11 protein-coding genes and 2 pseudogenes are annotated in these 12,578 nt (G+C 60.8%); 8 read left to right on the top strand and 5 right to left on the bottom strand.

The genetic code is table 11. The features are described from left to right. Positions 1-13: 13 nt before the first annotated feature. The 3 genes and pseudogenes from ACZ1HM_RS13290 to ACZ1HM_RS13280 form a co-directional block, all read right to left on the bottom strand. Positions 14-219: pseudogene (locus ACZ1HM_RS13290) on the bottom strand (IS5/IS1182 family transposase); the annotation flags it as partial. Between the two features lie 123 nt (positions 220-342). After that, positions 343-555, bottom strand: coding sequence for a hypothetical protein (locus ACZ1HM_RS13285; RefSeq protein WP_472743193.1), 213 nt, complete (start codon positions 553-555; stop codon positions 343-345). Beyond that, on the bottom strand, positions 540-1,508 hold the full coding sequence (locus ACZ1HM_RS13280; RefSeq protein ID WP_472743192.1) for a hypothetical protein: 969 nt from the start codon (positions 1,506-1,508) through the stop codon (positions 540-542). The genes ACZ1HM_RS13285 and ACZ1HM_RS13280 overlap by 16 nt, the downstream gene beginning before the upstream one ends. 694 nt (positions 1,509-2,202) lie before the next feature. Here ACZ1HM_RS13280 and ACZ1HM_RS13275 point away from each other — a divergent pair. Beyond that, on the top strand, positions 2,203-2,619 hold the full coding sequence (locus ACZ1HM_RS13275; protein WP_472743191.1) for a transglycosylase SLT domain-containing protein: 417 nt from the start codon (positions 2,203-2,205) through the stop codon (positions 2,617-2,619). Between the two features lie 460 nt (positions 2,620-3,079). Here the strand turns inward: ACZ1HM_RS13275 and ACZ1HM_RS13270 are convergent, their stop codons facing one another. Continuing rightward, positions 3,080-3,463, bottom strand: a complete 384-nt coding sequence (locus ACZ1HM_RS13270) for a hypothetical protein (RefSeq protein WP_472743190.1) — start codon at positions 3,461-3,463, stop codon at positions 3,080-3,082. Then, positions 3,463-6,016: pseudogene (pepN, locus tag ACZ1HM_RS13265) on the bottom strand (aminopeptidase N). The gene ACZ1HM_RS13270 and the pseudogene pepN overlap by 1 nt, the downstream one beginning before the upstream one ends. A gap of 99 nt (positions 6,017-6,115) precedes the next feature. On the opposite strand from pepN, the gene ACZ1HM_RS13260 reads away from it, so the two are divergent. The 7 genes from ACZ1HM_RS13260 to ACZ1HM_RS13230 all read left to right on the top strand — a co-directional run bounded on the left by ACZ1HM_RS13260 (position 6,116) and on the right by ACZ1HM_RS13230 (position 12,573). After that, entirely contained in the window at positions 6,116-6,337 is a 222-nt protein-coding gene (locus tag ACZ1HM_RS13260) for a hypothetical protein (protein ID WP_472743189.1), read from the top strand. Between the two features lie 54 nt (positions 6,338-6,391). Then, positions 6,392-6,538 carry a DUF2256 domain-containing protein gene (locus ACZ1HM_RS13255; protein ID WP_472743188.1) on the top strand — a complete coding sequence of 49 codons (147 nt, stop codon included), beginning with the start codon at positions 6,392-6,394 and terminating at the stop codon, positions 6,536-6,538. Positions 6,539-6,632: 94 nt separating this feature from the next. After that, complete coding sequence (locus ACZ1HM_RS13250) at positions 6,633-8,780, top strand: malate synthase G (protein ID WP_472743187.1); 2,148 nt, start codon at positions 6,633-6,635, stop codon at positions 8,778-8,780. A 70-nt stretch (positions 8,781-8,850) separates the two neighbouring features. Further along, positions 8,851-9,276, top strand: coding sequence for a GlcG/HbpS family heme-binding protein (locus ACZ1HM_RS13245; RefSeq protein ID WP_472743186.1), 426 nt, complete (start codon positions 8,851-8,853; stop codon positions 9,274-9,276). A gap of 189 nt (positions 9,277-9,465) precedes the next feature. Next, the gene (locus ACZ1HM_RS13240) at positions 9,466-10,242 is read left to right on the top strand and encodes a gamma-glutamyl-gamma-aminobutyrate hydrolase family protein (RefSeq protein ID WP_472743185.1); all 777 of its coding nucleotides are present in this window, start codon (positions 9,466-9,468) and stop codon (positions 10,240-10,242) included. A 109-nt stretch (positions 10,243-10,351) separates the two neighbouring features. Continuing rightward, positions 10,352-10,972, top strand: coding sequence for a methyltransferase family protein (locus tag ACZ1HM_RS13235; protein ID WP_472743184.1), 621 nt, complete (start codon positions 10,352-10,354; stop codon positions 10,970-10,972). Next, on the top strand, positions 10,969-12,573 hold the full coding sequence (locus ACZ1HM_RS13230) for a Re/Si-specific NAD(P)(+) transhydrogenase subunit alpha (protein ID WP_472743183.1): 1,605 nt from the start codon (positions 10,969-10,971) through the stop codon (positions 12,571-12,573). The genes ACZ1HM_RS13235 and ACZ1HM_RS13230 overlap by 4 nt, the downstream gene beginning before the upstream one ends. Positions 12,574-12,578: the final 5 nt, after the last annotated feature.

The raw sequence follows: 12,578 nt of genomic DNA, 5'->3' as shown, positions 1-12,578 counted from the left end.
GGCGGGCGTTATGCCCCTTCTTTTTGACCGACAAGCCGGAAGCTGTCCGGTGAGCTTTCAAATACGTCGCGCTTATTGTGATCGCTTGTTGTCTGGTGCCTCAGCCGGGACGTATTTTTTGGGCGCGGCAGAGCGCAAGCCATTGAGATTGTAAAAGATCATCTCGCTTAAGATGCGCCGACCATCATCGGGCCGTACACCATGGCTGTTAAGAAGGTAGCGCCCCGCGGCCTGTCACGTGACCGTCGCTCAGCCAGCAAAGAGGACCGATAAAGTCGCCCAGATTGGGCAGCTTTGATCATTCAGGCAGGAAGGACGCACCCCATTTGATGGGCATAGAGCCTATGAGACTTGAGCCACCGGGCCGGTATCTGTGAACACAATGCGTTTGCCGTCCGCGATTTCGCGGCTGAACATTGAGGTGATGATGCGGATCGCGTCCTCTTTGCCGGAGGCGGCAAATCGCGTGGGCGAGTGGACGCGCAGGTTGTTGTCAAAACCGCGCGCGGCATGGGCCCAGATCATCGGATGCAGTTCGGTCAGATGGTTGCGCACGATCCATTGCGCGCATTTGGCGATCTGGTTGCGGTTATGATCCGCTTTGTCGTTGCCGGAAAAGGCCTGGCCGATGGCATTGGCGCAATAGGCCGCCAAAAGGTTTGCGGTATAGGGGTCAGAGCGGCGCTGCAGGATGTCGCGCAGCCCTTCAACAAAGAACTCAACATCCAGTTTCGCGCAGGCTTCGTCATCATAGCCGATGGCATCAAATTGCACCCAAGTATAGCCGCCAGCCCCCAGGTTTCATGGGTGCGCGCGGCGGTGCGGCGGGCTTCAAGCTCAAGCTCTTCGTAGCTGCCGCTCCAACGGGGCAAAAGCTGATTTCCCATCGCACGCATCGGGCGGGGGTTGCCGGGGTTCAGATCAATCAGCGTCTCATAAAGGTCTGCGGTGCGGCGTTTGTCTGTCTCCATCCCGCCCATCAGCGCGCAGCGGGTTGCAGCCAGCAGAGGGGAGGTTGGTTTTTTCACCGAATGTTCGGCCATGATATCGCCGGCACGGTCAAAGTGCGCTTCAAACGCGGCGCGGTTGCGTTCGGGCACTTCGATGTCCCAGGAGTTGCCGCGCCAGGCCCAGCCGATGTCCATATGCGCCTGGGCCACGATGCAGGCCACGATTTGTGACTTGCTGTGCTCAGCCAAGACATGCTCCAACGCTTCGATGCCCGCCATCAGCGGGGCGTCTTTGGCGGGAAATCCATCCATCAGCGCATGTTCTGCGGCATGCACCACATCGGCACGCGCGCCATAGGCCAAAAGATCTGCGACCGGCATGGTGCCCGGCGTCATGTGGCGTTCCTTATCTGCCGTGTCGATGATGGCGATCACGTCTTCCCAGCGTTCCTGGCGCGCAAAATGCTGCGCGCGGCTGAGGTGGCGTTCACGGATGCTGTCCTCTGCCGTGGGATCGGGGCAGGCGATCATCAGCGCGTCTTCGCGTGTCTGTGCCATCACCGTGCGCTGTGATTTACGCCGGATCAGCGGGGGCACGGGCGCGACCGGGGTTTCCTCAGGCGGTGTGTCCTGAAAGAGCTTCCCCAGGGGGCGACGTGCTTTTGAATGAGGGCGTTCAAAAAGGTCATTCGATAAGGTCCGTTGGGCGGTTAATGCTGGGAAAGATGCCCATCCATTAGGGCAAGAGCGTGGCGGCGGTGCGGATTTACCGCGGTGTTTCTGTTGCATCGGCGGTTCGCTGCCGAGCCAGGGTTGATGCCCGCAACCCCTGATTGTGGCGAATGACGCAACGATTGCGTGGTTTTTGGCGGTTTGTTTCCAAAAGCGGTCCGAAATGTGGCGCTAGATTGCAATTTATCGGTGTTGTCCTGCATATTCGCGTGATGAAAGCGCTACGGGTCTTTGTGTGGATTGTGCTGGGGGGCACGGTCTCTGCTGCGGCAGAGACGGGTGCGCAGTCGCAACCTGAGGTGGTTGAGACCGTGCAGGCCGCCTATGTGGGGCAGGCAGGGTCCGAGGCTTTGCCGCGTTTTGAAACCGACATTCGCCCGCCGGCACGGCCTGCCGGCCTGCCGCGCACCCGGTGGCAGCACATGCAGGGCCATGCGCTTTGGACACGGGCGGCGCTGTCGGCGTTGAAAGACCACGGGCAACCGTTGGTTGAATTGGTGCCAGGCGATATTGACGCCTGGTGCCCCAAATACCCCAGGCCAGCGATGCTGAGCGGCGCGCGTTCTGGGTGGGGTTCATGTCAGCTTTGGCCAAACACGAAAGCACCTATCGGCCCTGGGCCGTGGGGGGCGGTGGCAAGTGGTACGGGTTGTTGCAGATCCTGCCGGCCACAGCACGGGGATATCAGTGTCATGTGGGCACGGGCACGGCGCTCAAGAACGGTGCGGCCAATCTGAGCTGTGCGGCACGGATCATGGCGACCACGGTGCCGCGCGATGGGGTGATCCACGGCTACAAGGGCCGCAAGGGCCAGGGCGTGACAGCAGATTGGGGGCCGATGCATTCAGCGGCCAAGCGGCGCGACATGGCGGGTTGGCTGCGACAGCAGACCTATTGCCTGCCGCTTGATGCCACCCGGCCCCAAGCGCGGCCCTGAGGAGCGCGCAGTCGCATAGGTTGAATTGGGGCGCTGGTGCCGGGGCGGTTTTGGGTGGGTTCACCGGATGGTCAGGGCGCATCATTCTCGCACCGTTGGTTTGACAGATTGTTCTCGTGAAAAGGTGCGTCTGCGCGGGAACGCTTGTTGCATTGCAAGCAGATGTAACGCCTCTTTCCGCGACATTTCTATGCAGTGCGCTGTTGGGCAGCGGCTCAGGGGGAAGATCCGTCAATTCCGAAGGGCGTTTAAAACCGCTTCCGTTCAGCGGCATGGGGTCTTTGCAATGAGCCCGTTCTTTTGAGCATGTATCAAACCACTGAACCTTCGTGGTTTTGACGCCAGTGGTGCGGAATGAATGGGCTCTGACCCCAGGGGTTGCACCGGCGCTGCGGCAAAGCCTGTCTGTTTTATTGCATCAGTTGGAAATGGAACCGCTTGGTGCGGATGCCGCGTGCGGTCAGCGCGTCTTCGAGCGTTTGGTGCGGGGGGTGGCCTCAAAGGGCAGGCGGATTTTGTTGCCGTCCTCCAGCACCAGTGTGACCCGCACGGAGAAATCTAGGCGGGTGTCCATGCGCACATGCTCAAGTTCGCTCAGGCGCACCTCGGCGTGGCGTTTGCCGCTGTGCCATTTGAGAGTGTCGTCATCCAAGGTCAGCCCGCTGGGCGGGTTGGTGACGAATTCCCAGCAGGCGGGCAGGGTAAAGAGTGCGAGAAACCCCACGATCCACCAGGCCGCTTGCAGCCCAAGCCAGACCGCCAGCAGCCCCAGCCAGATGCCAAGGATGGCCAGGGCTGCACACGGGTTGCGGCCCTGGCGGGTGTAGGTGAGCGGCGCAGGCATCAGGCCCCTTGGATGCGGGTCAGCATTTCTGTGGTGTCCCGGCTGAGGTTTGGCGTGGCCAGAATGCGCGCGACCTGAGCGCGGATCATCTCTTGGCGCGCGGTGTCATAGCGTTTCCAGGTCTGGAAGGCCGCGCACATCCGCGCGGTGGTTTGCGGGTTGATCGGATCCAGCGTGATCAGCCAGTCGGCCAGCAGCGCATAGGCGTCGCCTGAGGCGTGGTGGAACCCCGCGTGATGGCTGGCCAGTGCGCCAAATACCGCCCGGAAGCGGTTGGGGTTTTTGTGGTTAAAGTCGGGATGCTGGGTCAGCCGGGCTGCGGTGGCGGCAACGTCCTGAGGCTCAGCCATCATCACTTGCAGGCCGAACCATTTGTCCATCACCAGACGGTCATCCTGCCATTGGGTTTCAAAGGCGCTGAGCGCTTTGGCCCCGGCACCTGCGCGAATGAGTTGCCCCAGCGCGCCCAGTTGCTGGGTCATGTTGTCAGCGGCGTCATATTGCAGCTGCGCCGTGGCCCCGCCATCCTGCCGGGTGATCAGCGCCAGCATGACGCCTGCAAGGCTGCGCATGCCTGATTGTTCGGCATCGGGCGCATAGGGCGCGGTGACGGTGTTGGCGGCATAGAGCGTTTGCGCATCGGATCCAAAGGTGGCGGCCATCGCGGCGCGCATCGCTTCACTGGCGGCGTGGATGGCTTGCGGGTCCGGCGTGTCGCCCGCTTCATGCAGGACGTTGGCCAGTTCAGACTGGCTGGGCGTGCCCATCATCAAGGCGCGGGTGGCAGGATCAAGGCCTGTGTCCATCGCGACGGCGTGGATGCCGCTGAGATAGGCGGGGTTTGGTGCCGCCCCGGTGCGGATCATTTCCAACAGCGATTGGCGCGCCAGGGTGCGGCCTGCCTCCCACCGGGTGAAGGGATCGGTGTCGTGGGCCAAGAGCAGGGCGCGGTCTGCCTCAGACAGGGGTTGGTCCAGAACGATGGGGGCGGAAAAGCCCCGCAGAACGGAAGGCACAGGGCGCGCGGAGAGGCCCGAGAAGGTGACGCTTTGCTGGGCTTGCGTCATTTCAAAGACTTCGGTGGCGCGGACTTCGGTCCCGTCTGCGCCGATTAGGCCCAGGGCGATCGGGATCACCTGTGGTTGCGGGTCTGGGGTGGCGGTTGACGCTGGGGTGCGTTGGGTGAAGGTCAGGGTGAGGGTGTCGCCCTCAAAGTGTTCCTCGACCTTCACGCGGGGCGTGCCCGCTTGGGAATACCACCGTTTGAACTGGCTCAGATCGCGCCCAGTGGTGTCTTCGAAGACTTGCAGCCAATCTTCAATGGTGCAGGCACTGGCCATCGTGGCGGTCAAAATAGAGATCGAGCGCCTGTGCATAGGCGTCATCCCCCACGAGGGTCTTGAGCATCCCAATCACCTCAGCCCCTTTTTCGTAGACAGTGGCGGTGTAGAAGTTGTTGATCTCCTGAAAGCTCTCTGGGCGGACGGGATGGGCCAGGGGGCCTTGGTCTTCGGCAAATTGGCGGCCGCGCAGGTCGATCACGTCTGAGATGCGTTTGACGGGGGCGGAGCGCATGTCAGAGGTGAATTGCGCGTCGCGGAAGACGGTCAGCCCTTCTTTGAGGCAGAGCTGGAACCAGTCGCGGCAGGTGATGCGGTTGCCGGTCCAGTTGTGGAAATACTCATGCGCGATGATCGCCTCAATCCGCTCAAAGTTCATATCGGTTGAGGTTTCGGGCGAAGCGAGGACGGCAGAGGAGTTGAAGATGTTCAGCCCCTTATTCTCCATCGCGCCCATGTTGAAATCATCGACGGCCACGATGTTGAAAAGATCGAGGTCGTATTCGCGGCCATAGACCTCTTCATCCCATTTCATGGATTTGATCAGCGCTTCCATTCCGAAGGCGCATTTGCCCTCATCGCCCGGACGGACATAGAGGTTGAGATCCACCGCTTTGCCTGAGCGGGTGGTAAAGCGGTCGCTGTGGGCCACAAGATCGCCAGCGACCAGCGCAAAGAGGTACGCGGGTTTGGGCCAGGGGTCATGCCACTCGGCGTGATGCGTGGATGCACTGACAGGGTTACCGTTTGACAGCAGCACCGGATGCGGGCCGTCGATGGTGACGGTAAAGACGCTCATCACATCGGGGCGGTCAGGGTAGTAGGTGATTTTGCGAAAGCCTTCGGCCTCACATTGGGTGCAATACATGCCGTTGGACATATAGAGCCCTTCGAGCGCGGTGTTGTTGGCCGGGTCAATCTCAACCTCAGCCTCCCAGATGAAGGGCGCATTTGGCACGTCGCAGGTCAGCCCCTCATCGCTGAGCACCGGGTTGACCTTTTGCCCGTCGATATGTGCTGAGACCAACGTCAGCGCTTCGCCGTGCAGAAAGAAGGTCTGGTCTGTGGCCTGCGGGTTGGGGCGAAAGGCGATGCGGCTTTTGACGCGGGTTTTATGCGGGTCCAGCGTGAAATGCAGCGCCACCTCATCAACGATGAAGCCGAAGGGCGTGTAGTCGGCCAGATAGATTGTCTTGGGGGCAGCATCGCGCATGGGGGGCACCTTTTTGGAACATTTTGGCTAGGGGGCACGTTATCCCCACAGTAAACGGCCCTCAACGGGTCAAATGATAGCAATCAAAAGGAGAGCCTCATGTCGGCCCCCGACACAAACATCGGCCGCCAAGCGCAACAGCACAAACCAGCCCTGCTGGGGATCAAAGGGGCCGCCGTGTTCGGCGCTTTGATGATCATTCTGATGATCGGTGCGACGCTGATGCGGGCTGATGATCCGAATGCCCTGTCCAGTGGTGCGACAGAGACATCACCGGTGGCGCTGGACAGCTATACGCCGGGGACAAACCAAAGCAATTAAGGGCAGGGGATGACCGGTGCCGGCCTGGCACCGGTACAGAGCAGGAGGCAGCCCATGGGGCGCATGCGCAAAAAGGGCGATTTGCCCCAGAAAGTCTGCAAAACCTGCGGGCTGCCTTTCACCTGGCGCAAGAAATGGGCCAAGGTTTGGGACGAGGTAAAATATTGCTCGGACCGCTGCCGCACCACTCGAAAAACGTGAGAATGTAATTTTGGTAAGGTGAGCTTACCAAAAGTGCTTGTGTCGCCATTTCAGACGCTCTAAAGGTTTCCGAAAGGAAACAGGGGGTGTCCATATGACGCAGAGAGTGGAGAAGCACGGGCTTCAGGTAGATACAGAGCTGGTGGCGTTTATCGAGACGCAGGCCTTGCCGGGCACGGATGTGACGGCGGCTGATTTTTGGGCCGGTCTGTCTGCGCTTATTCACGATATGGGCCCCAAGAACCGGGAGCTGCTGGAGACGCGGGCGCAGATCCAGGGCAAGCTGGACGCGTGGCACAAAGCGCACGCCAATCAGCCGCATGATGTGACGGCCTATACAGCGTTTCTGAATGAGATCGGGTATTTGATCCCTGAGGGCGATGATTTCTCCATTGAGACAGCGAATGTCGATCCAGAGATTGCCAGTGTGGCGGGGCCGCAGTTGGTGGTGCCGATCACCAATGCACGCTTTGCGCTGAATGCGGCGAACGCGCGCTGGGGCAGCCTTTATGACGGGTTTTACGGCACGGATGCCATGGGCACGACGCCGCCGCCCGGTGGCTATAACAAGGGCCACGGGGCGCGGGTTGTGGCGCGGGCGCGGGTGTTTTTGGACGAAGCCTTTCCCATCGATGGGGTCAGCCACGCGGATGCGCGACGCTATTCAGTACGCGACGGGGTGTTGCGGGTGGATGACCAGCCGCTGATGCAGCCTGAGAAATTCGTGGGCTACAAGGGCCATCCCAAAGCGCCTGATGCGGTCTTGCTGCGCAACAACGGTTTGCATGTGGAGCTGGTATTTGACCGCACCCATCCGATTGGCAGCCGGGATCAGGCCGGATTGGCCGATGTGCAGCTGGAAAGCGCGGTCTCGGCGATCATGGATTGCGAGGATTCGGTGGCCTGTGTGGACGCTGAGGACAAGGTGCAGGCCTATGGCAACTGGCTGGGGTTGATGCGGGGCGATCTGGAAGAGACCTTTGTCAAAGCGGGCAGTGAGATGACGCGCCGGCTGAACCCGGATCGTGACTATCTGACGCCGGATGGGGCAGGGACGGTGACGCTGAAAGGGCGGGCGCTGTTGTTGGTGCGCAATGTGGGGCATTTGATGACCAACCCCGCGATCCTGGACCGCGACGGCAATGAGGCCTTTGAGGGGCTGATGGATGCCATGATCACCACCTTGATTGCCAAGCACGATTTGGCGCGCGACAGCGGCAATTCGGTGACCGGATCGGTCTATGTGGTCAAGCCCAAGATGCATGGGCCGGATGAGGTGACCTTCTCGGATGAGATCTTTACCCATGTGGAGAAGGTGCTGGGCTTGCCGCAGTATACGGTGAAGCTGGGCATTATGGATGAGGAGCGACGCACCTCGGCCAACCTCAAGGAATGTATCCGGGCGGCCAAATCCCGCGTGGCGTTTATCAACACCGGGTTTTTGGACCGCACCGGGGATGAGATCCACACCTCGATGGAGGCGGGGCCGTTTTCGCGCAAAGATTACATCAAGAACAAGCCGTGGATTAACGCCTATGAGCTGCAGAACGTCGACATCGGTTTGCAGTGCGGCCTGTCTGGCAAAGCGCAGATCGGCAAGGGCATGTGGGCCATGCCTGATGCGATGGCGGCGATGTTGGAGCAAAAGATCGGCCACCCCAAATCAGGGGCGAATTGCGCCTGGGTGCCATCGCCCACGGCGGCAACATTGCATGCGCTACATTACCACAAGATCGACGTTTTTGCGGTGCAGGAGAAGTTGAAGGGTATGGGGCGGCGTACCAACAAAGAGACGCTGCTGGAAATCCCCTTGGCGACCTATCAGAAGTGGAGCACCGATCAGGTCATGCGCGAGGTTGAGAACAACCTGCAGGGCATTCTGGGCTATGTGGTGCGCTGGATTGATCAAGGCGTTGGCTGCTCCAAGGTGCCAGACTTGAATGACGTGGGCCTGATGGAGGATCGCGCGACCTGCCGTATCTCTGCGCAGCATGTGGCCAACTGGCTGCACCACGGTGTTGTAAGCGAAGATCAGGTGACGGGGGCGCTGCGCAAGATGGCGGCGGTTGTGGACCGGCAGAACGCGGGTGATCCGCTTTATGCGCCAATGGCCCCAGGCTTTGACGGGATTGCGTTTCAGGCCGCCAGTGATCTGGTGCTCAAAGGCCGGGAGCAGCCGTCGGGCTATACTGAGCCGGTGTTGCATGCGCGCCGGTTGGAATTGAAGGCCGCAACGGCCTGATGCCCCAGCAGCGTGGCGCAAAGCTGCGGCTGATGGATTGAAGTTATATTGGAAAGATGAAGGAACCGGGATGAGCATATCACTACGCAAGGCGCGCACGATCATACGTAAAGCGCTTGAAAAGGGCCGTGAGTTGGACCTGAAACCGCTGTCTGTTGTGGTGCTGGATGCAGGCGGGCATGTGCAGGCCTTTGAGCGCGAAGATGGCGCGGCACCGGGGCGTTTCGCCATCGCGCATGGCAAGGCTTACGGCTCTATCATGTTGGGGATGGCAGGCACGGCGCAGATGAAGCGGGCCGAGGATCAGGCCTATTTCATGGCAGCGGTGAACGGTGTTTATGGCGGGCAGGTGATCCCGGTGCCGGGCGGCGTTTTGCTGCGCAACGCCAAGGGGGCCATTGTGGGCGCTGTTGGGGTGACGGGCGATCTGTCTGAGAAAGACGCGGAGGCCGCGGTGGCGGGGATTGAGGCCGCGGGGCTGACGCCTGAGGTTTGATGGCGTTGGTTTGATGGGCTTGATTGGATGGCGTTGATCTGACGCCAGTGATCTGATGCGGGATCTGCCCAAATTTAAGGCAAGCGCCCAGATGAGAGGCGTTTTGCACAGAAGCTGTGCGGGCCGGACGGTTGAGCGTCCGGCCTGCTCTGCTTATAAGGGGGCACTCAGGCAAGATGCAGGTGAACCATGCGACGTCCCGTTGTTGGCATTATTGGCAATTCACATTTGTTGAACGATCAATACCCGGTGCATATGGGCGGCTCGATGAACACCGAGGCGGTAGCGCAGGTGGCGGGCTGTGTGCCGATGATCGTGCCAGCCGACCCCACGCACATCAGCCTGTCTGATTTGATGACGGCCTGTGATGGCTTCTTGCTGACCGGGGGGCGGCCTAACGTCCATCCAGAGGAATACGGCGAGGAAGAGACCGAGGCGCATGGTGCCTTTGACCGGGCGCGCGATGCGCTGGTGTTGCCGCTGGTGCGGGCCTGTGTGGAACGTGGGCAGCCGTTTCTGGGGGTTTGCCGGGGGTTTCAGGAGGTGAACGTGGCGCTGGGCGGCACGCTTTATCCCGAGATCCGGGATCTGCCGGGGCGCATGAACCACCGGATGCCGCCCGATGGGACGTTGGAAGAGAAATTTGAGCTGCGCCATGACGTGACCTTTACCGAAGGCGGGGTGTTTCATCAGTTGATGGGGTCCTCCGTGGTGCGCACCAACACGCTGCACGGACAGGGGATCAAAGCGCCGGGGGCGCGGATTGTGATCGACGGGCAGGCTGAGGATGGCACGCCGGAGGCGATTTATGTGCAGGGCGCGCCGGGGTTCACCTTGGCGGTGCAATGGCATCCTGAGTGGAATGCGGCGGGCGACCCGGTATCGCGGCCTTTGTTTGAAAGCTTTGGGGATGCGGTGCGGGCCTGGGCTGCGGGCGGACAGGCACCTGCGTTAAAGGCGGTTTGAGCCTGACGCGCTGCGCGCGGGCGGTGGTTGCTTTCTGGAGTGGCGGGTAAGGCGTAGAGATGCGCGGCCCCGGTGTGGCCTTCGCGGGCCGGGGTGGTCAGGGTGATCCATGGCAAAATGGTATGACAGCGGCGATCTTGGCGCGCGGCAGATGCTGGACATCCCGCCGGTGTGGCTTGTGGGGTTTTTGGCGCTGATCTGGGTGCAGACCCGCGTGCTGCCGGGATTTGCAGTGCCGAGCTTCGGGGCCAAGCTGGTGGGCGGCATGCTGGTCGGGGTTGGCGTGGGGTTGATGGTCTGGGCGCTGGCGGCCTTTCGGCGTCATCAAACCAGCGTGGTGCCGCATCTGGTGCCTGCGCGGATCATCACCACCGGTCCTTTCGCGCTGAGCCGGAACCCGATCTACCTGGGGGATGTGCTGGTGCTGCTTGGGGCTGTCTTTTGGTGGGGGGCGTGGCTGTCTTTGGCGCTGATTCCGATCTTCATTTTGGTTTTGGCGCGACGCTTTATTGCGCCTGAAGAGGCCCGGATGAAAGAAAATTTCGGATCGGAATTCGATGAATTTGCTAAAAAACACGCCGTTGGCTTTGAAAAACGGGCAAAGCGCCCATTTTTCCTGCCTCATGCGCTTGTAGCGACCGGGTGTGCGCGCTACTTGCTGCGGACGCAAACGTGGGGGCCACAGGCCGCCGCGCTATCCGGTGACCAAATATGGGGGAAGACGGAGTGAAGATCGGAACGCCGAAGGAAACCTTCGAGGGAGAAAATCGCGTCGCGATGACGCCCGAATCCGCGACTGCGCTGCAGAAACTGGGCCATGACTGCCTGATTGAGGCGGGGGCAGGTGCCCCGGCTGGGTTTGCAGATGCTGATTATGAGGCCGCAGGGGTGCAGGTGGTCAAGACTGCCGCCGCCTTGTGGAAAGACGCAGACATCGTGGCCAAGGTGCGTGTGCCGTCTGATGCGGAGATGAAAAAGCTGCGCGAAGGGCAGACGCTGATTTCGTTCTTCAGCCCGGTTGCGGATGAAAAGAAAATGCAGGCGGCCGCCAAGAAGGGGGCCACTGTCATCGCGATGGAAATGATCCCCCGGATCAGCCGTGCGCAAAAGATGGACGCGCTGTCGTCCATGGCAAACATCGCGGGCTACCGCGCGGTGATTGAGGCGGGCAACAACTTTGGCCGTTTCTTTACCGGGCAGATCACGGCGGCGGGTAAGGTGCCCCCGGCGAAGGTGCTTGTGGTGGGGGCCGGTGTGGCGGGCCTTGCGGCGATTGGTACATCGACGTCTCTGGGCGCTGTGACCTATGCCTTTGACGTGCGCCCCGAAGTGGCGGAGCAGGTTGAATCGATGGGGGCGGAATTCGTCTACCTTGATTTTGAGGAAGAGCAGCAGGATGGGGCCGCAACGGGCGGCTATGCCTCTGTATCCTCGCCTGAGTTCCGCGAGGCGCAGCTGGCCAAGTTCCGTGAGCTGGCACCGGAGGTTGATATTGTCATCACCACGGCGTTGATCCCGAACCGTGAAGCGCCTGAGCTGTGGACCGAAGACATGGTTGCGGCGATGAAGCCCGGCTCTGTCATCGTGGATTTGGCGGCTGAGAAGGGCGGTAACTGCAAGCTTACCGTCATGGATGAAAAGATCGTGACCGAGAACGGTGTGACGATCATTGGCTACACCGATTTCCCAAGCCGGATGGCAACGCAGGCCTCCAGCCTTTATGCCACCAACATTCGTCACCTGATGACGGACCTCACCCCCAAGGTGAAGGACGAGGAAACCGGCGAAGAGCGTCAGGAATACTTCCACAACATGGAAGACGACGTGATCCGGGGGGCGACGATTGCCCATGCCAAAGAGGTGACCTTCCCGCCGCCACCGCCCAAGGTGGCCGCGATTGCCGCGCAGAAAAAGGCGGAGCCTGCAAAAGAGCTGACGCCCGAAGAGAAGGCCGCAGCAGAGGCTGCTGCGTTCAAGGCACAGACCAAGAACCAGGTGACTTTGCTGGCCATTGGGGCGGCATTGGTGCTGGGCGTGGGGTTGATCCCCGGGATGCCCGCGAGCTTTATGCAGCACTTCATCGTCTTTGTGCTGAGCGTCTTTATCGGTTTCCAGGTGATCTGGAACGTGGCGCATTCGCTGCACACGCCGCTGATGGCGGTGACCAACGCGATCTCATCGATCATCATCCTGGGCGCGTTGATCCAGATCGGATCTTCCAGCGTGTTGATCACGCTACTGGCCGCGCTGGGCATCTTTATGGCTGCCGTGAATATCTTTGGCGGCTTTCTTGTCACCCGGCGCATGCTCGCCATGTTCCAGAAGTCTTAAGGGGG

It is taken from the genome of Sulfitobacter sp. GN1-4 (genome assembly GCF_055693825.1).
Note: the sequence above shows the minus strand (reverse complement) of the source record. Positions and strands in the feature narration are given on the sequence as shown.

Excerpts from the sequence above, each read along its gene's own strand:
- ACZ1HM_RS13280 (WP_472743192.1), bottom strand. The coding sequence starts at position 1,508 with ATGGCACAGACACGCGAAGACGCGCTGATGATCGCCTGCCCCGATCCC.
- ACZ1HM_RS13270 (WP_472743190.1), bottom strand. The coding sequence starts at position 3,463 with ATGCCTGCGCCGCTCACCTACACCCGCCAGGGCCGCAACCCGTGTGCA.
- ACZ1HM_RS13260 (WP_472743189.1), top strand. The coding sequence starts at position 6,116 with ATGTCGGCCCCCGACACAAACATCGGCCGCCAAGCGCAACAGCACAAA.
- ACZ1HM_RS13255 (WP_472743188.1), top strand. The coding sequence starts at position 6,392 with ATGGGGCGCATGCGCAAAAAGGGCGATTTGCCCCAGAAAGTCTGCAAA.
- ACZ1HM_RS13250 (WP_472743187.1), top strand. The coding sequence starts at position 6,633 with ATGACGCAGAGAGTGGAGAAGCACGGGCTTCAGGTAGATACAGAGCTG.
- ACZ1HM_RS13245 (WP_472743186.1), top strand. The coding sequence starts at position 8,851 with ATGAGCATATCACTACGCAAGGCGCGCACGATCATACGTAAAGCGCTT.
- ACZ1HM_RS13240 (WP_472743185.1), top strand. The coding sequence starts at position 9,466 with ATGCGACGTCCCGTTGTTGGCATTATTGGCAATTCACATTTGTTGAAC.
- ACZ1HM_RS13235 (WP_472743184.1), top strand. The coding sequence starts at position 10,352 with ATGGCAAAATGGTATGACAGCGGCGATCTTGGCGCGCGGCAGATGCTG.